This is a genomic window from Mycetohabitans sp. B8 (genome assembly GCF_021991875.1).
Classification (GTDB): Bacteria; Pseudomonadota; Gammaproteobacteria; order Burkholderiales; family Burkholderiaceae; genus Mycetohabitans.
The window spans coordinates 368,566-386,965 of record NZ_JAHLKR010000019.1; the positions used below are offsets into that span (position 1 = coordinate 368,566).

The 18,400-nt window shown below is 64.2% G+C and carries 18 protein-coding genes; 12 read left to right on the plus strand and 6 right to left on the minus strand.

From position 1 onward, the window contains the following. Window positions 1-32 precede the first annotated feature (32 nt). From gmhB to gloA, 4 genes are all read left to right on the plus strand, one after another. Window positions 33-584: a D-glycero-beta-D-manno-heptose 1,7-bisphosphate 7-phosphatase gene (gene gmhB / locus KQH60_RS12420; protein WP_237576719.1), complete on the plus strand. Its 552-nt coding sequence runs from the start codon at window positions 33-35 to the stop codon at window positions 582-584. A gap of 43 nt (window positions 585-627) precedes the next feature. Next, complete coding sequence (locus KQH60_RS12425; protein ID WP_237576720.1) at window positions 628-1,407, plus strand: 1-acyl-sn-glycerol-3-phosphate acyltransferase; 780 nt, start codon at window positions 628-630, stop codon at window positions 1,405-1,407. A 60-nt stretch (window positions 1,408-1,467) separates the two neighbouring features. Beyond that, window positions 1,468-2,532, plus strand: coding sequence for a M48 family metallopeptidase (locus tag KQH60_RS12430; RefSeq protein WP_237576721.1), 1,065 nt, complete (start codon window positions 1,468-1,470; stop codon window positions 2,530-2,532). A 137-nt stretch (window positions 2,533-2,669) separates the two neighbouring features. Next, window positions 2,670-3,059, plus strand: coding sequence for a lactoylglutathione lyase (gene gloA, locus KQH60_RS12435; RefSeq protein WP_237576722.1), 390 nt, complete (start codon window positions 2,670-2,672; stop codon window positions 3,057-3,059). 227 nt (window positions 3,060-3,286) lie between these two features. Here the strand turns inward: gloA and KQH60_RS12440 are convergent, their stop codons facing one another. The 6 genes from KQH60_RS12440 to KQH60_RS12465 form a co-directional block, all read right to left on the minus strand. Continuing rightward, window positions 3,287-3,676, minus strand: coding sequence for a type II toxin-antitoxin system VapC family toxin (locus KQH60_RS12440; RefSeq protein WP_237576723.1), 390 nt, complete (start codon window positions 3,674-3,676; stop codon window positions 3,287-3,289). Next, entirely contained in the window at window positions 3,673-3,942 is a 270-nt protein-coding gene (locus KQH60_RS12445) for a type II toxin-antitoxin system Phd/YefM family antitoxin (protein ID WP_076786107.1), read from the minus strand. Before KQH60_RS12445 ends, KQH60_RS12440 begins: the two co-directional genes overlap by 4 nt. A 139-nt stretch (window positions 3,943-4,081) precedes the next feature. Next, window positions 4,082-4,930, minus strand: a complete 849-nt coding sequence (gene rsmA / locus KQH60_RS12450; RefSeq protein ID WP_237576724.1) for a 16S rRNA (adenine(1518)-N(6)/adenine(1519)-N(6))-dimethyltransferase RsmA — start codon at window positions 4,928-4,930, stop codon at window positions 4,082-4,084. 85 nt (window positions 4,931-5,015) lie between these two features. Continuing rightward, a complete protein-coding gene (gene pdxA / locus KQH60_RS12455; protein WP_237576725.1) occupies window positions 5,016-6,056 on the minus strand; it encodes a 4-hydroxythreonine-4-phosphate dehydrogenase PdxA in 1,041 nt (346 codons plus the stop codon). Further along, complete coding sequence (locus KQH60_RS12460) at window positions 6,053-7,411, minus strand: peptidylprolyl isomerase (protein WP_237576726.1); 1,359 nt, start codon at window positions 7,409-7,411, stop codon at window positions 6,053-6,055. The genes pdxA and KQH60_RS12460 overlap by 4 nt, the downstream gene beginning before the upstream one ends. Before the next feature lie 70 nt (window positions 7,412-7,481). After that, window positions 7,482-9,857: an LPS-assembly protein LptD gene (locus KQH60_RS12465; RefSeq protein ID WP_237576727.1), complete on the minus strand. Its 2,376-nt coding sequence runs from the start codon at window positions 9,855-9,857 to the stop codon at window positions 7,482-7,484. A 163-nt stretch (window positions 9,858-10,020) separates the two neighbouring features. Here KQH60_RS12465 and KQH60_RS12470 point away from each other — a divergent pair, with 163 nt between their 5' ends. The 8 genes from KQH60_RS12470 to ruvA all read left to right on the plus strand — a co-directional run bounded on the left by KQH60_RS12470 (window position 10,021) and on the right by ruvA (window position 18,386). Then, on the plus strand, window positions 10,021-11,070 hold the full coding sequence (locus KQH60_RS12470) for an aminoglycoside phosphotransferase family protein (protein WP_237576728.1): 1,050 nt from the start codon (window positions 10,021-10,023) through the stop codon (window positions 11,068-11,070). A gap of 58 nt (window positions 11,071-11,128) precedes the next feature. Next, entirely contained in the window at window positions 11,129-12,751 is a 1,623-nt protein-coding gene (locus KQH60_RS12475) for an aminopeptidase P N-terminal domain-containing protein (protein WP_237576729.1), read from the plus strand. A 31-nt stretch (window positions 12,752-12,782) separates the two neighbouring features. Then, the gene (locus KQH60_RS12480; RefSeq protein WP_237576730.1) at window positions 12,783-14,063 is read left to right on the plus strand and encodes a UbiH/UbiF/VisC/COQ6 family ubiquinone biosynthesis hydroxylase; all 1,281 of its coding nucleotides are present in this window, start codon (window positions 12,783-12,785) and stop codon (window positions 14,061-14,063) included. 147 nt (window positions 14,064-14,210) lie between these two features. Next, entirely contained in the window at window positions 14,211-15,275 is a 1,065-nt protein-coding gene (gene dusB, locus KQH60_RS12485; protein ID WP_237576731.1) for a tRNA dihydrouridine synthase DusB, read from the plus strand. After that, window positions 15,272-15,505 (plus strand): Fis family transcriptional regulator, encoded by a 234-nt coding sequence (locus KQH60_RS12490; RefSeq protein ID WP_013436270.1) that lies wholly within the window; start codon window positions 15,272-15,274, stop codon window positions 15,503-15,505. The genes dusB and KQH60_RS12490 overlap by 4 nt, the downstream gene beginning before the upstream one ends. A 67-nt stretch (window positions 15,506-15,572) precedes the next feature. Continuing rightward, window positions 15,573-17,138, plus strand: coding sequence for a bifunctional phosphoribosylaminoimidazolecarboxamide formyltransferase/IMP cyclohydrolase (gene purH, locus KQH60_RS12495; protein ID WP_237576791.1), 1,566 nt, complete (start codon window positions 15,573-15,575; stop codon window positions 17,136-17,138). A 61-nt stretch (window positions 17,139-17,199) separates the two neighbouring features. Then, on the plus strand, window positions 17,200-17,742 hold the full coding sequence (gene ruvC / locus KQH60_RS12500; protein ID WP_237576732.1) for a crossover junction endodeoxyribonuclease RuvC: 543 nt from the start codon (window positions 17,200-17,202) through the stop codon (window positions 17,740-17,742). Between the two features lie 62 nt (window positions 17,743-17,804). Then, entirely contained in the window at window positions 17,805-18,386 is a 582-nt protein-coding gene (ruvA, locus tag KQH60_RS12505) for a Holliday junction branch migration protein RuvA (RefSeq protein WP_237576733.1), read from the plus strand. Window positions 18,387-18,400 lie beyond the last annotated feature (14 nt).

Sequence of the window (18,400 nt, forward strand, 5' to 3'; positions counted from 1 at the left end):
TTCTCTTTCCCGGCAAACGGCGTAAATTGACGATGCAAAAGAAACTCGTGATCCTCGATCGTGACGGCGTCGTCAACCACGACTCCGACGCGTTCATCAAGTCACCCGACGAATGGATCCCAATCCCGGGAAGCCTCGAGGCAATCGCGCGGCTGAACCAGGCGGGCTACCGCGTCGTGATCGCGAGCAACCAGTCGGGCATCGGTCGCGGTCTGTTCGACATGGCCACGCTCAACGAGATACACGAGAAGATGCACCGCAAGCTGGCAGCGCTGGGCGGGCGGGTCGATGCCATCTTCTTCTGTCCGCATACGCCCACCGACCATTGCGATTGCCGCAAACCGAAACCCGGTCTGCTCGCGCAGATCATCCGGCGCTTCGAGATCGATGCCGCCAGCACGCCCGTGGTCGGCGATTCGCTGCGCGACCTGCAAGCCGGCGCGGCGCTGGGATTCAGTTGTCACCTAGTGCTGACCGGCAAAGGCCAGAAAACGCTGGATGCCGGCCATCTGCCGGCAGGCACGACAGTCTATGCGGACTTGTATGCGTTTGCGCTCGACTTCCTTGCCGCCGAAGCCCACTGAGCCGACGCGCCCCGCACCGCCCAAGGCCTTGTATTGCAACATCATGCACATGATTCGCTCGACGCTGTTCTTCATTTACCTGGTCGTCTACACGATCCCGTATGCATGCGCCTGCTTCATTGCGTTCCCGTTTCTGAACGCAAACCGGCGCTATAAGATGGCCGTCGGCTGGTGCCGCTCGACGCTGTGGACGCTACGGCACCTGGTCGGCGTGAGCTGGCGCATCGAAGGTCTGGACAACCTGCCTAACGGCCCGGCCGTGCTGCTGCCCAAACACCAGTCCGCGTGGGAAACGCTGGCCTTTCCGGCGATCATGCCGCGTCCGTTGTGCTATGTCTTCAAGCGCGAGTTGCTGTACGTGCCATTTTTTGGCTGGGCCCTTGGGATGCTGAAGATGGTGCACGTCAACCGCAACAAGGGGCACCGAGCGTTCACGTCGCTCATTCGGCAGGGCAAGGAACGGATGGCCGAGGGCTCATGGGTGATCATGTTCCCGGAAGGCACACGGGTGCCGGTGGGCAAACGTGGCAAGTACAAGACTGGCGGCACGCGCTTCGCGGTCGCTGCCGGGGTGCCCGTGGTGCCGATCGCGCACAACGCCGGACACGTGTGGCCGCGCAACGCTTTTCTAAAATTTCCGGGTATAGTCACAGTGTCGATCGGCAAGCCCATCGACACCCGCAACCTGAACGCTGACGAAGTCATGGCGCGCGTCGAGGAATGGATTGAAACCGAGATGCGCCGCATCGATCCGCATGCGTATCCTGCGCAGGACGAAACGCCGGTGTATGCCAAACGCGCGTCGTCGTCCGAGGCGCTCTGAGCACGCTCCGATACGATAGCCAGCGACCCGCGCAGCGACACTTCGTCGAACCCGATAACTATGGCTCACGCGCCCTTGCCGCGACACGCGGCGCTCGATTCGCGTCAACTCGACCTGCCACTGTTCGACAGCGGCAACGCGTTGCCGGGCCTATCCGTCGAAGTCCCGGCCGGGCCGCGGCCCGCCTGCGCGGGGGCGCCCGCCGGCGGCACCTGTTCGCCCCGGCCCGGCGCCGAATCGACACAACCACCGTCGACGCCGTTGTCCTCGTTGCCGCCGGTGGAGCCGCTTGCCGCGCTGTTGCCGCCGTTGCGTCCGTCTTCTGGCCCGACGAACGCGACGCCAGCGCCATCACTGCCGGCGGGCGCCACGCCGCGCAACGAGGCTCGGTTGCAGGACAGTAGCCGGCTGCGCTGCGTGTACCTCGGCTCGCACCGGCTCAATTATCGGCTCAAGCGTTCCGCGCGACGCACCATCGGATTCTCGATCGACGGCAACGGACTAGCCGTCACCGCACCACGCTGGGCCACACTGGCCGATATCGAGTCGGCGCTCGCCGACAAGCAGCGCTGGATTTTCGCCAAGCTGGCCGAGTGGCAAACGCGCACGGAACAACGCGCGCTGCCGCGCATCGTCTGGACCGATGGAGCGAGCTTGCCCTACCTGGGCAAGCCGTTGACTGTCGCCGTCACGTCGTCAAGCGGCACGTTGTGGCATGACCCCGAACGGGCCGTGCTCGAGCTGGGCTTGCCACTGGATGCGCACGCGCAGCAGATCAAGGATCGCGTACAGGGCTGGCTGCAGCAGGAAGCCCGACGCCTGTTCGGCGAGCGACTCGACCTCTATGCACAACGCCTCGGCGTGCGACATAGCGCGTACGCGCTGTCATCGGCGACCACCCGTTGGGGGAGTTGCTCGAGCGACGGCAAGATCCGGCTGAACTGGCGCTTGATCCATTTTCCGCTGTCGATCGTCGATTATGTCGTCGCACACGAACTCGCGCATTTGCGCGAAATGAACCACAGTTCGCGTTTCTGGGATACAGTCGCGTCGATCTTTCCGGAATTCCGCGAGGCGCGCAGTTCGCTGAAGAATCATCCACTGGAGTGGCTCCCCACACTGTAACGCTCACCAGTGCGTTTGGACGCATCGCGCAAAGCCGTGCCGTACAGGTTAAAATCCCCGCCGTATCGCGCCGTGCCAGCCGTAGGGCGCTGTTATTGCGCCTCCCGCAACGCTATCGACATTTCAAGGATCTCGTCATGCGCCTTCTTCATACGATGCTTCGAGTCGGCAACCTGGAGCGATCGCTGGACTTTTACACGAATGTGCTAGGCATGCAGTTGCTGCGCAAGCGTGATTATCCGGAAGGCCGCTTTACGCTTGCGTTCGTCGGCTACGGTAACGAGGACGACCATACGGTCATCGAGTTGACCCATAATTGGGACATCTCGGCCTATGAGCCGGGCACGGGCTTCGGCCATCTCGCGATTGCCGTGGATAACGCACGCGAAGCGTGCGACGCGGTGCGCGCCAAGGGCGGAAAAGTCACGCGCGAGGCAGGCCCGATGAAGCATGGCACCACGGTGATTGCCTTCGTCGAGGATCCTGACGGCTACAAGATCGAGTTCATCGAGAAAACCCGTTCATAATCCAGATGGCCATGACCGCCGCGTCAGTCCGCAAGCCGCTCGATGCCTTTGTCTTTTTGCCTTCGCCATCGCATTGCTGGCGCTGGCTGGCCTGACCGGCACCGCCCATGTGACCGAGTGAACGCCCGTGGCCGTCGTTGGCATCGCGTATCGTTGACGTCCCCCGACCTCAAGTCCTGAGCTTTGCCCACAACGATGTATGCGAATCCCCCTCATTCTGACTTTCGTTAGGCTTGCAGCATGAGCGTCGGGTGATAGCGCCACATTTTCGGGTCGGCGCTTAATAGTGCGATCCCCTCGTGGAGGGCTTGCGCTACCATAAGACGATCGAACGGATCGTCGTGATCCTCATGCGTTGGCAGTAATGCGACCATCTGCGCATGGTCATTGATGATCGGTAGCTGCGTAAAGCCTGCTAGACGAAACGCCAAGCGAGCTTCACGCGGATGAATGCACAGGTTGCCCTTCGCGTGTTTGATTGCAATTTCCCAAACGGCCGCCGCACTGACCAGCAGCGTATTGGCCGGATTCTCGATGATTTCGACGGCTTGGGCAGACAGCTGCGGAGCACCTTCTGCCGCCCACAGCGCAATATGCGTATCAAGTAGCACTTTCACGGCAAAAGCCCTTGCCCTGCACTCGCCTCAAAGTCAGCCGCGATCACATCGTCGTTCGCATTAAATGCCTCAACGGTAGTGGGCACGCCCAATCCGGCGAGTAAATGCCGTGCCGCGCCAATCCGTTTGGGGGCGGTAAAGGGCACCAACCGTGCGACGGGCGTGCCATGCCGGGCAATGATAACCTCGCTTTCTTGCCCCACTTCAAGTTGTTCGACCAAGCTCGACAGCCGCGATTTAGCGTCGTGCATATTCACGGTCAACATATCGGCCCTCCCGCCCAAGTTAGCTAATCAATATTAGCTAACAGTGTAAATCCCCATTCCAGACAAGGCAACGCGCTGCGGCACAATTTCCCCTCTGACGCCGGCCGCGAGCCTCTGCATGCTGAACGTGTGCGCACGTTTACCCGCATAACGCACCGCCCACGCCCGCGCTGCCCGTCGGGCCTGCGCCGGCGTCGAGCTGCTGTGCCAGCGCGACGTACTCGAGCACTGGCACATCCTCGGCACGGCGCGCAAGATCAAAGCCGAGCGCGTCGAAATCGACTTGACTACGATAGGCTGCCAGCGTGTTGCGCAACATCTTGCGGCGCTGCGAAAACGCGGCCGTCACGACTTCGCCCAGGCGGACAATATCGACCGGTGGCACGTCGCCGGCGGCGTGCGGAACCATCCGCACCACCGCCGAGGTCACCTTCGGCGCCGGCTCGAACGATTCAGGCGGCACCTCGATCAGCTTATCGATCGCATACCGATACTGCAGCATCACGCTCAGGCGGCTGTAGTCCTTGCTACCTGGCTCGGCGACCATCCGCTCGACCACTTCGTCCTGCAGCATGAAGTGCTGGTCAATCACGTTATCGGCAAACGACGCGAGGTGGAACAGCAGCGGACTCGAGATGTTATATGGCAGGTTCCCGACCACACGGAGCGACGCGCCGATATGCGCCGAATCAGCGAGTGACGCGAAGTTGAACGCCAGCGCGTCGCCTGCATGCAGCACGAGACGACTACCAAAACGCTGCTGCAACCGCGCGATCAGGTCACGATCGAGTTCGACCGCGTGCAATGTTTGCACGCGCTCGAGCAGCGGCGCGGTCAATGCACCCAGGCCCGGGCCGATCTCCACGAGTCGGTCTGCGGGTTGCGGGCGAATCGCCTCTACGATTGCGTCAATCACACCCGTGTCAACAAGGAAATTCTGGCCGAAGCGCTTACGCGCGAAGTGGCCTTGATACTGACGATGACTCATGAAGCAGCTCGTTTTGAATCGGATGCATGGCGACGGCCAGCGCGATGCCTGACGCGCCGCCGCTTTCAGCGGGCAATGCGCGGCGCTAGCGGCCTGCCGCCGCGTGCCGTCGATGGCGGGCCATCGACACAGCGGTATCAATCGCCGCGATCAAACTGCCGCAATCGGCGCGGCCGGTGCCCGCCAGGTCGAGCGCCGTGCCATGATCAACGGAGGTGCGCACGATCGGCAGTCCCAGCGTGACGTTGATGCCCCCACCGAACGTGGCAAACTTGAGCACCGGCAAGCCTTGATCATGGTACATCGCCAATACGCAATCAGCATCACGCAGGTGGCGCGGCTGGAACAGCGTATCGGCCGGATAGGGCCCGCGTACGTCGATGCCAGATGCGTGCGCGCGCTGCAATGCCGGTGCAATCACGTCAATTTCCTCGCGGCCCAGATAGCCATGCTCGCCCGCATGCGGATTGAGGCCCGTAACGAGGATACGCGGCGACGCGATGCCGAAACGCGCGCGCAAGTCATGATCGACGATTGCCAACGTGTCAACCAGCCCGTCGATGCTCAACGCGTCGGGCACGTCGCGAAGCGCCAGATGCGTGGTGGCAAGGGCCACGCGCAGCGGCCGCTCGCCGGTGCCGCACAGCATCATCACGACGCGTGGCGTACCGGTGCGCTCGGCCAGGTATTCGGTATGGCCGGTGAACGGCACGCCGGCGTCGTTGATTGTGCTTTTTTGCAGCGGCGCGGTGACGATGGCATCGAACGTGCCGTCCAGTGCGCCGTCAATCGCCGCATCCAACAACGCGAGCACATAGCGGCCGTTTGCTGCGTCCAGCACGCCGGCCACGCTCGGCGCGCCAAGCGGCACGTCGCGCAGCACGACAGGAGCGTTCGTCGGGGCGCCCGCCGCGGCCGACCACGCGGCAAAGTCCACGCCCACCTGCTTCGCGCGCTCGGTCAGCAGCCGGCGATCGCCGAACACCGTGAAGTGCGCGTCCCGGCGCCAGCGCCCGGCCTCGCGCGCAAGCGCCTGCGCGGTCAACTCCGGACCGACGCCGGCGGGCTCGCCGGTGGTGATCGCAATGCGAACGGGTATCGTCACGTTCCGCTCCGCGAGGCTCAAGCCGGTCCGTCCAACTTGTACTGCACATACGAACTGTCACGCAGTTGTCGCAGCCAGTCTGCATAGGCCTGCTCGGCTTTGCGCTGGCCGATCGCCTGCCGCGCGATCTCCTGTTGCTGCATAACAGAGCCTTGTGCTTCACGGCGACCCATCACCTGGATCAGGTGATAACCGTACTCGGTCCGGATTGGCTGGCTCATTTCACCATCCTTCAGGTTGTTCATCGCGCGCTCGAATTCCGGCACGGTCTCGCCCGGGCTGATCCATCCCAACTCGCCTCCCTGCGAGGCGGAACCGTCCTGCGAGTAGGTGTGCGCAAAATTCGCGAAGTCGCCACCCGCCTCGATTTGCGCGCGCAACTCGGCCAGCTTCTGCCGTGCCGCCGGCTCCGGTTGCCCTTCGCCGACCCGGATCAGGATGTGCCGCGCATGCGTCTGCACGAGCCTCGGCGTTTCGCTGCCCGTGCCGCTAGACACCCGGCGATCGACGAGTCGCACGATCTCGAAGCCTTCCGGCGTGCGCAGCACTTCTGGGTTGACCTGCCCCGGACGCAGTTGTGAGGCCGCCTGCGTCATCGCTTCGGGCAACGCCGAGGCCGAACGGAATCCGAGGTCGCCGCCCTTGGACGCATCGGGCGCCTGCGAGTTGCCTTTCGCGAGCCGCGCGAAGTCCTCGTTCGCCAGTGCGCGCTTGAGTAGATCCGATGCCTTTTGCCGCGCGGCCTCGATCTCAGTCTGCGGCGCGTTCAACGCGGCCTTGATCAGGATATGTTCAAAGCGCAGGTCCTGCTGCACGCGCTGCGTCGGCCCACGCTGGCTGGCGATATAGTTGGCCACCTCCGCATCCGACACGGTGATCCGGCTGTCCACTTCCTTCTCGCGCAGCTTCGAAAGCAGCAATTCGTTGCGCGCGTCGGCGCTGAACACGGACCAGGGCACGCCCTCAGCCTCCAGCCGCGCGCGGTACATGTCGAGCGACATGTTGTTCGCCTGCGCGAGCCGGGTCAGCGTGCGTTGCAGCGTCGCGTCGTCAATCACGATGCCGTCTTCCTTGGCGCGCTGCAGCTGGATGCGCTCGAGGACCATCTGATTGAGCACCTGCAACTGCAACTGGTCCGGCGGAGGCAACGGCGCGTTCTGCTGCTGCAGGCGGCGCGTGATCAGCCCCATGCGCAAGTCGAGCTCACGGCGCGTGATCACGTCGTTGTTGACGACTGTGACGATGCGGTCTACCTCCTGTCCGCTCTGATGCGACGGCAACGCTTGCGCGTGCGCACCGTTGAGCGGCGCCAGCGCGCCGAGCGCGGATAGCGCAAGCACGCACTGCAACAGTGCCGAGCGTATCGTCTTCATCATTCCCACAATTACTCCGTTCAGGTAAAAACCGACGCGGGTCGGACATCGTCCGCCACCCACCGACATTGTCTCATTGATAGTGGGTGAACCGGGCCTGCGGCGCGGGCAGCGGCGGCACCGGCTGGTAACCCGGCACGCTCGCCCGGAATTGCGGCCCCAGCCCATTGTCGATCGTCGCAAAGCCCTTGAGTTGCAGTTGCGCGAGCACCCGTGTCCCGGTGGATGGCTGGTTCGAACTGTTGACGCCGTTTGCGTATTTCTGGAATCCGATGCCGAACGACCAGCAGTACGCATCGTACTCGAAGCCCGCCAACGCGTCGACCAGGCGGTGCCGAACGAGATCGTAATTCACCCGGCCCACGCCGTACAGGCGTCGCGCAAGCGGCCACTGCGCTGAGATCACCCACTGGTTGATCGGCTCGTAGGATAGCGTCGTGTTCGAGCGCGTATACCGGTACGCTGCGTTCAGCACGCGACGCTCGGCCGGACTCCACGAAACCCCGAGGTTTGTGCGCACCAACTGATTGTTATTCTGGTTGTACTGGAACGCCTGCTCGGTCGCAAAGCCATCGCCGAGCTTGAACGACGAACCGATGATCACGTCCGAGTGCGCGGCCTGCCACGCCGGTTGCGATGGCGTGAACGTCACGCGCTGGTTGCGGAAATAATACTGCTGCGCGATCACGAAGCGCGCCCGCTCGTCGCCGGACGCCGCGTCGATGAAGCGCGACGTGAGCGCCGCAGTCAGCCGGTTGGCATCGGCGACGCGGTCATTGCCAACGAAGCTGTTCGCCGTGAAGATCTCAGCCAGGCCAAAGTCCGCCTCGGCGGTATCGAACAAGGGCGCAAACTGCTGGTTCCGGTACGGCGTATACACGTAGTACAGGCGCGGTTCCAGCGTCTGGATGTAGTCTTGGCCGAACAGGCGAAGGCTGCGGTCAAACACCAGGCCGGCGTCCAGGCTCAGCGTCGGCACGCTGACGTTAAAACGCTTGGGCTGGCCGCCGGGTGCGTCCGCGCCGATCGTGGACAGGTCATACGACGCGAAATGCCACTGCACCTTCGGCGTGAAGAAGTAGCCAGGGCGCAGGATCGGATACATGACGTACGGGTTGAACACGAAGCGCGCGCCCTCGGTTGCATCGGCCGTGGTGATCGAAAAGCGGGTCGCGTCAACCTCGGCGCCAAAGTCCAGGCCGCCGACGTTATAGCGGCTGTATTTCACGTTCAACTGGGGTTCGCGGCCATACGGCGCCGTCGACGGCGGCAACGTCTGCCAATGCTGCTCGCGCAGCAGTGCGGCCCATGGGCCGCTGTTGTAAGTCAAGCCGACTTCCTGCTGGTACAGCATCTGCGTGCCCAGCAGGAACGCGTTGCCTGACGCAAGATCCTCCGGATAGGTCTTGTCCGACACTCGGTTGTAGTAGAGATACCCGCCGAAGCCGTTGCCAAAGTTCTGACTGTGGTTGAAGAACACCGCATAGCGCTTGGTATGCGTGGTGCGGTCATACGGCAGGTACTCGACGGTGAGGTTGCCCGAGTACGTCGGCGACAAGTAGCGAAAACTGGGCGCAATTAGCACGCCACGCCGCGACATGATCCGGGGCGTGAGCGTCAGATCGTAGTTTGGCGCGAGATTGAAATAATACGGCAGCGACATCTCGAAGCCCGTGGTCGAACTCATCGTGACAGTCGGCGGCAGCAAGCCGCTCTGGCGCCCACCGGAGAGCGGAAACGACAGCCACGGGCTGGCAAAGATCGGCACACCTTGGAAGAACACCACGCCATTGCGTGCAACGCCTAGATTCGCGTCGGTATCCATGTCGAACTGCGTGGCCCTCACGTACCACGCCGGATCGCGCTCGCACGGGCATCCGGTGTACGTGCCGCGGTGCACGACCGAGCGCGCATCGTCGATGATGTCGATCCGCTCGGCGGCACCGGAGCCACCGGTTAGGTTGAAGTGGTACTTCGGCCGCGTGATGTAGCCCTCAGACGCGCCAATCTTCAAGTGCGCGTCCGGTCCCGCAAACGCATTGCCGTTGTGGACGATATGCACATTGCCAAACGCATCGGCCAGGTCGGTGTCCACGTCGTAGTGGATCGAATCGGCCTTGATCACGGACGTGTAGCGGCGCAACTCGGCACGGCCCTCGAGCGACGCGTCGCGATCCGCGGTGCCGCTGGCCACCTCGCTCAGCCCGAACACGGCTGGCGGCGCGCCTGAGGGCAGCGCATGCTCGTCGAGCTGCGGCGCAACGCGGAGTCCCCACGGCGCATCCAGCCGGGTCGGCTGCGCGGCTGCACCGGTCAATTGCGCGTGCGAAAGCGCTGGCAGGAATCCCGGTACCGCAAGCAATGTGGCGGCGACGTGCGTCAGGCGAGGCACGCGTCGCGAATTGGGCGCGGATGGCAAATTCGTTCGATCGAGCTGTGTTGGCGGCATGAATGCAGTAGACGAAGCGACGCCGCCCCGGCATGAGCGGCCGCCCGGGCAACGTCGCGGCGGAGTTGCCCGCCCCGGCCTCGGGGCCCGCGCCGGTGCCGGTCGCATCAAAAAAGTCGTGGGGTATTATATGGCAAGACGTTTTCGTATCCCCGCAACTTTCATGACGCAGACCTGCGCACGCCCCGCTTTCGTCGTTGCCGATCCCCGGCTGGACTTGCTGCATGATTGGCTCGGCTCGCTGCCCGCAGCACTGGGGCTCGCGCCCGCCACGCTAACGCCCGCCTCCTCGGACGCGGGATTTCGCCGCTATTTCCGGGTCGCGGCAAGCTCGGCCGGCGAACGCGGCACGTTGATCGCGATGGACGCGCCACCGCCAGAGAAGTGTCGCGAGTTTGCCGCGATCGCCGCGCTGCTGCACGGCACAGGACTGCACGCGCCCCACGTGTTGGCGCAGGACTTTGAGCGCGGCTTCATGCTGCTGACCGATCTGGGCACGAGCGCCTACATCGACGTGCTGAACGACGCCAATGCGCGCGCGCTGATGCGCGACGCACTGGACGCGTTGATCCGGTGGCAATCAGTGTCGCGCCCCGGCGTGCTGCCGGTGTTTGATGAAACGTTCATGCGCCGCGAGATGGAGCTGATGCCGCAATGGTACGTCGAGCGGCATCTGGGCTTGGCGCTGACCGACAGGCAACGCGCGACGCTCGACACAACGTTCGCCGCGCTCGTGCGCAGCGCGCTCGCGCAACCACAGGTATTTATGCTGCGTGACTTCATGCCCCGCAACCTGATGGTGGCCGAGCCGAACCCCGGCATTCTGGACTTTCAGGATGCGGTGCACGGCCCCCTCACCTATGACGTCGCATCGCTGCTACGCGATGCGTTCATCAGTTGGGACGAGTCGTTCGAGTTGGACTGCTTCGCCTGGTACTGGGAACAGGCGCGCAAGGCCGGCCTGCCGGTGGACGCGGATTTCGGCGAGTTCTACCGACAGCTCGAATGGATGGGCCTGCAGCGGCACATCAAGATCATCGGGCTGTTCGCCCGCCTCCACTATCGTGACGGCAAGCCGCGCTACCTGACCGATGTGCCGCGCTTTATCGGCTACGCGCGCAAGGTGGCCCGACGCTACCGGGAATTGACACCGTTCGCCGTACTGCTGGACGAACTCGAAGGGTGTGCGGTGCAAGTCGGCTACACGTTCTGAGTGAGGCGGATGATGTTCGAATGCGCGGCCCGCACGTAGCCGGCGCTACAATCGCGCCATGGATACCCCAGAGACGAGTCCGATCGCGCAGCGCGACATGCCCACGGATACGCGCGCCCCTACCGCTGCCGACGGCCCTCCCCTTAAGGCGGACAACACACGGCCTGGCCCGCCCCTCAAGGCGGACGACGCATTGCCCGGGCCGCCCGCCGGCCCGGCGCTGTATCGCGCCCGCCGCGAGCGGGTGATCGATGCGCTGCGCGCCCACGGCGGCGGCGTGGCGATCGTGCGGACCGCACCGATCGCGATCCGCAACCGCGACACCGAGTATCCGTATCGGCATGACAGCACGTTCTTCTACCTGAGCGGGTTCGCCGAGCCGCACGCCTGGCTGGTCATCCGTGCCGACGCAACGCAGTCGCTCACGACGCTGTTCTGCCTACCGCGCGATGTCGAGCGCGAAACCTGGGAGGGGGTGCGGTACGGACCGCAACGCGCGCAGCAGGCATTCGGCGTGGATGCCGCTTACTCAGTCGATGAACTCGATGCCCGGATGCCGGCGCTGCTGGCCAATGCAAACACATTGCATTACGCACGCAACGCATCGCCGGGGTTAGACGAGGCCGTGCAGCGATGGCTGGAGGCAAGCAGACGCGGCGGCGGCCGTACTTTGCCGGCGCATCAAGTCGATCTGTCGATCCTGGTCGATGAAATGCGTCTGATTAAGGACACGCATGAGCTGTACACGATGCGCCGGGCCGCCTCGATTTCGGCGCGCGCGCATCTACAAGCCATGCAGGCGTGCAAGCCAGGCGTGCGCGAATACGAACTTGAAGCGCAACTGCTGTACGCGTTTCGCCGCCACGGTGCGCAGGCGCCGGCATACGGCTCGATTGTCGCAGCGGGCGCTAACGCTTGCGTGCTGCACTATCCTGCCGGCAACGCGCTCGTGCGGGACGGCGATCTGGTCTTGATCGACGCGGGTTGTGAACTGGACGGCTATGCGTCCGATATCACCCGCACGTTTCCGGCCAACGGTCGCTTCACGTCGGCGCAGCGTGATCTGTATGACGTCGTGCTGGCGGCGCAACAGGCCGCGATCGACGCGACACGCGCCGGCGTGCCGTTCGACGTGCCGCACGAAGCGGCGGTGCGTGTGCTGGCGCAGGGCATGCTTGACTTGAAGCTGCTCGATGCAGCCGTGCATGGCACGCTCGACGATGTGATGGCCAGCCGCGCCTATACGCGTTTCTACATGCATCGCACCGGTCACTGGATCGGCATGGACGTGCACGACTGCGGCGACTATCAGGAGCCCGATCCCGCCCCGGACGGCCAGAACTTGAATACCGCCCGCCCGCACGCCTGCTGCGCGCACGCCGCCTGCCCGGATGCCACATCCCTGGATACCCAGCGCGCTGGAAGCTTGGCGCGAGATACGGCCGAGCGCGACGTGCCGCGTGCGTGGCGCCGTTTGCGCGCGAATATGACGCTGACGATCGAACCCGGCCTGTACGTGCGTGCCGCGCCGGATGTGCCGCACGCGTACTGGAACACCGGAATCCGCATCGAGGATGACGCCATCGTCACACCGCACGGCTGCGAGTTGATGACTCGAGAAGTGCCGGTGCACGCCGACGATATTGAAGCCTGGATGCGCGATGCGCCGGTGCGCGCGTGACGCGCGACACCCTCTCACGAATATCTGCCCCATGACCGAATCGAATCTTGCCCAACCCGCGCACGATGCCGCGCCGGATGCACACGCCGACGCAGTGCGATACGACTATGACGTAGCGATCGTCGGCGCCGGGCCGGTGGGGCTGGCACTCGCCGGCTGGCTCGCACGCCGCAGCGGTACCCGCGCATTGCGTGTTGCGTTGATTGATGCGCGTGAACCGGATGCATCGCTGGGCGACCCGCGGGCGCTCGCCTTGTCGCACGGCAGCCGCATGCTGCTCGAGCCGCTTGGCTGGCCGCTCGACACAACACCGATTGAGCGCATCCACGTGTCGCAGCGCGGTTACTTCGGTCGCACCGTGATCGAGCGCGATGAGCACGGCGTGCCGGCGCTCGGCTACGTGGTGCGCTATGGCGCGCTGGTGCATGCGCTAGCTACGGCAGTACGCTCCACCGGCTGCGACTGGATCGGCTCGAGCGTGGCTCGTGCGCCGCGGCAGGACGAACACGGCGTCTGGCTACCGATCGAGCCGCTGCGTGCACCCTCGATGACCGATGGCAACGCGGGCGCCGCGGCGACGCAACGCGTCGTGCACGCGCGACTGGTCGTCAACGCGGAGGGCGGGGTGTACCACGAAGCCGCAGCGACGCGACTGGTCGCCGGCCCGCACGCCCGGCGCGACTATCGACAGACGGCGCTGGTGTCCGTAGTCAGCGTGAGCGCGCCACAACCGCGCGTCGCATGGGAGCGCTTCACGCGCGAAGGACCCCTTGCGCTGCTGCCGCTCGGCGGCTCACGGCAGGCGGACTATGCGCTGGTCTGGTGCTGTGATCCGGCGCAGGCCGCGCGGCGCATGTCGCTGTCCGACGCACAGTGGCTGGCCGAGTTGCAATGGGCATTCGGCGACAGGATGGGCCGCTTCGACAAGGTTGGCGCGCGCGCAGCCTTCCCACTTGGGCTCAATGCACTGACCGCGTTGACCGATCGCCGCATTGCATCGATCGGCAACGCAGCGCAGACGCTGCATCCGGTCGCCGGACAAGGGCTGAACCTAGGCCTGCGCGACGCGCACGCACTGGTTGACGCACTCGCGCATCACGGACCCGGGCCGGCCGCACTCCATGCGTTCGCTGCACGCCGTGCGCTGGACCGGCGCCTGACCATCAGTGCGACCGACGCGCTGGCGCGCGCCTTCACCGTCGACTTCACACCGCTGGCGGCGCTGCGCGGCCTAGCACTCGGCGCGCTGGACCTGGTGCCGCCGCTCAAGACAGCGCTCGCGCGGCAGATGATGTTCGGGCAACGGCGCTAAGCGGGGCCAAGCCTATGACGGCAGTGGCACGCATTGAACTTTCAAAGCGCTCTGGGTTCGCCGCCGGTTAACGCTAAAATACGCCCCTTTCCAACGTCTTTCGGATCGCGCCGCGCCCAACCGGGTGGCGGCGCGTCGCCCTTTCCGATGCCTGTAATCGGCAAACATGTGTTGCGCAACAATTTGTTCGTCGCCCCGATGGCCGGCGTGACGGACCGCCCGTTCCGCCAGTTGTGCAAGCGAATGGGGGCCGGTTACGCGGTGTCGGAGATGGTCGCGTCCAACGCGCAACTGTGGAAAAGTGAAAAGACGATGCGCCGCGCCAATCACGACGGCGAGGTCGAGCCCATCGCCGTGCAGATCGCCGGCGCCGATCCGGCAATGCTGGCACAGGCCGCGCAATACAACGTCGCGCATGGCGCGCAAATCATCGACATCAACATGGGCTGCCCTGCCAAGAAGGTCTGCAATGTCGCGGCAGGCTCCGCGCTGCTGCAGAACGAGGGACTGGTGGCCCGCATTCTGGAGGCAGTCGTGCGTGCGGTCGGCACCGGGCCGGATGCTGTTCCCGTTACACTGAAAATCCGCACCGGCTGGGATCGCGAACACCGCAATGCGCTGACGATCGCGCGGCTCGCCGAGCAGGCCGGCATCTCGATGCTCACCGTGCACGGGCGCACGCGCGCAGACTTGTATCATGGTCAGGCCGAGTACGACACGATCGCCGCGGTCAAGGCATCGGTGCGTATCCCGGTAGTTGCCAACGGCGATATCACGACGCCGCACAAGGCGCGTGAAGTGCTGTCGATCACCGGCGCGGACGCAATCATGATCGGACGCGCGGCGCAAGGCCGGCCCTGGCTGTTTCGCGAAATCGAGCACTTCCTGGTGACCGGTGAGGTGCTGCCGCCGCCACGGATCGACGAGATCCAGCAGTGGATGAACGAGCACCTACAAGACCATTATGCATTTTATGGCGAATTTACTGGTGTGCGCACCGCACGCAAGCACATCGGCTGGTACACTCGCGGCCTTTCCGGCGCTAACGCATTCCGGCATCGAATGAATACGCTGGATTCCACCCGGGAACAACTGGCGGTGGTCAACGCGTTCTTCGACGCCCAAAAGGCGCAATCGGAGCGCCTCGTCTACGTCGACGACGAATCCGGCACGCACGACACGCCACCCGACACCGACCGATTAGCAGCATGAGCAAGCACAACATCGAACAATGCGTCCGCGACAGTCTCGGCATGTATTTCCGCGATCTGGACGGATCCCGCCCACATGACGTCTATGAAATGGTGATGTCCTGCGTCGAGAAACCGATGCTGGAAATCGTCCTCGAACAGGCGCGGGGCAACCAGTCTCTGGCAGCCGAATATCTCGGCATCAACCGCAACACGCTGCGCAAGAAACTGCAGGAGCATGGCCTGCTGTAGCGCGGCACCTGTGCCTGGCGCACATTTTTTATTCGCGCGCAAGCGCGGCTTCGGGTTCTTTTTCATCATGATCAAGCAAGCGCTTATTTCCGTTTCCGACAAGACAGGCATTGTCGATTTCGCCAAAAGCCTGCATGAGCTCGGCGTCACCCTGCTGTCCACGGGCGGCACGGCTAGGCTGCTCGCCGACGCGGGCCTGCCGGTCACCGAGGTGGCCGACTACACTGGCTTTCCGGAAATGCTCGACGGCCGCGTGAAGACGCTGCATCCGAAGGTCCATGGCGGCATACTCGCGCGGCGCGACGTGCCCGCGCACATGGCGGCACTCGAGCAGCATGGAATCCCGACAATCGACATGCTCATTGTCAATCTGTATCCGTTCGTGCAAACCGTCGCGAAGGAAAAATGCCCGCTCGACGAAGCCATTGAGAACATCGACATCGGCGGCCCGACGATGCTGCGCTCGGCGGCGAAGAACCACCGCGACGTGACGGTGGTCGTCGATCCGGCTGACTATGCGGCGGTGCTCGACGAAATGCGAGCGAACCGCAACACGGTCAGCTACGCGACTCACTTCCGGCTCGCGACTAAGGTGTTTGCGCACACCGCGCAATATGACGGCGCGATCACGAACTATCTGACTAGCCTCGGCGAGGACCTGCAGCATGCGACACGCAGCGCGTACCCGGCCACGCTCAATCTGGCCTTCACGAAGGTGCAGGACCTGCGCTACGGTGAGAACCCGCACCAGGGCGCAGCGTTCTATCGCGACCTGCAATCTGCCGAAGGCTCGCTGGCCAACTACCGGCAACTGCAGGGCAAGGCACTGTCGTACAACAACATCGCTGATGCCGACGCGGCATGGGAATGCGTGAAGACATTCGATGCGCCGGCATGCGTGATCATCAAGCATGCGAACCCGTGTGGCGTGGCCGTGGCGACGACGCCGGCCGACGCGTACGCCAAGGCGTTGCAGACCGACCCGACTTCCGCATTCGGCGGCATCATCGCGTTCAATCGCGAAGTCGACGAAACGGCAGCGCAAGCGGTCGCCAAGCAATTCGTCGAAGTGCTGCTCGCGCCGTCGTTGACCGACGCTGCACGACAGGTGTTCGCCGCGAAGCAGAACGTACGCGTGCTGCAGGTGCCGCTGGGCAACCCAGCCAACGCGTACGACCTGAAGCGCGTCGGCGGCGGCTTGCTGGTGCAATCGCCGGACACGAAGAACGTGCAGCCGCACGAGTTGCGCGTGGTCACGAAACGGCATCCGACACCCAAAGAAATGGACGACCTGTTGTTCGCTTGGCGCGTCGCGAAGTTCGTCAAGTCCAATGCAATCGTGTTTTGCGCGAACGGCATGACGTTAGGTGTCGGCGCGGGTCAGATGAGCCGCGTCGATTCAGCGCGCATCGCCGGCATCAAGGCGCAAAACGCGAAGCTGTCGTTAACCGGCTCAGCGGTCGCCTCCGACGCGTTCTTCCCGTTCCGCGATGGGCTCGACGTGGTCGTCGCAGCCGGTGCGACCTGTGTGATCCAGCCCGGCGGCTCGATGCGCGACGACGAAGTGATCGCGGCGGCCGACGAGCACAATGTCGCGATGGTCGTCACCGGCACGCGGCATTTCCGTCATTGACGCCCGTGTGCGCCGCCGCGCCGGCCGCATTGGGACAACGCCAGTCGGTTATAGTGGCGCGATGAGAATACTTGGCATCGATCCGGGCTTGCGCGTCACCGGCTTTGGCGTCATCGACAAGCACGGACATGCGCTCACCTACGTGACCAGCGGCGTGATTCGTACCGCGGACGCCGATCTGCCGAGCCGCCTGGGCACGATCTTCGATGGCGTGGCGACGCTGATCCGCGAGCACCGCCCGGATCAGGCCGCGATCGAGAAAGTATTCGTCAACGTCAATCCGCAATCGACGCTGCTACTCGGGCAGGCGCGCGGCGCGGCGATTTGCGGACTCGTATCGGGCCGCGTACCGGTGGCCGAATACACCGCGCTGCAACTCAAGCAAGCGGTGGTCGGCTACGGGCGCGCGACCAAGGACCAGATGCAGCAGATGGTGGTCCGGTTGCTAAACTTGAGCGGCTTGCCCGGCACCGACGCCGCCGACGCGCTCGGCATGGCGATCTGCCACGCGAACAGCGGCGCGGCGATCAACGCGCTCGGCACGCTCGCGCCGGCATTGACGAAGAAAGGCTATCGTGTGCGACGCGGCCGGCTGATCGGCTAACCCGGCGCAGTGTCCACGCCGCGATACGCTACACTCGCGCATCCCCCCTACATTCATTCGCCATGATCGGTCGCATTGCGGGCATCCTGCTCGAGAAAAACCCGCCTCATCTGCTGGTCGACTGCAACGGCGTCGGCTACGAAGTCGACGTGCCGATGAGCACGTTCTACAACCTTCCAGGCACGGGCGACAAAGTCACGTTGCTGACTCAACTGATCGTGCGCGAGGACGCGCACCTGCTGTATGGTTTTCTCACGCAGCAAGAGCGGCAGACGTTTCGCGAACTGCTGAAGATCAGCGGCATCGGAGCGCGCATGGCGCTCGCGGTGCTCTCCGGGATGAGCGTGAGCGATCTTGCGCAAACAGTGACGCTGCAGGATACCGCCCGCCTGACGCGGGTGCCGGGCATCGGCAAGAAAACCGCCGAGCGACTGTTGCTTGAGTTAAAAGGCAAACTGGGCGCCGACATCGGCGCGGCCGCCTCGGCCGCCTCATCGTCTGACCATGCGCCAGACATCCTGCACGCCCTGCTCTCGCTCGGCTATTCCGAGAAGGAGGCGCTTGCCGCGATCAAGAACGTGCCGGCCGGCACCGGTGTGTCGGACGGCATCAAGCTTGCTCTGAAGGCATTGTCGAAGGCATGAGTCTCACCGGACAC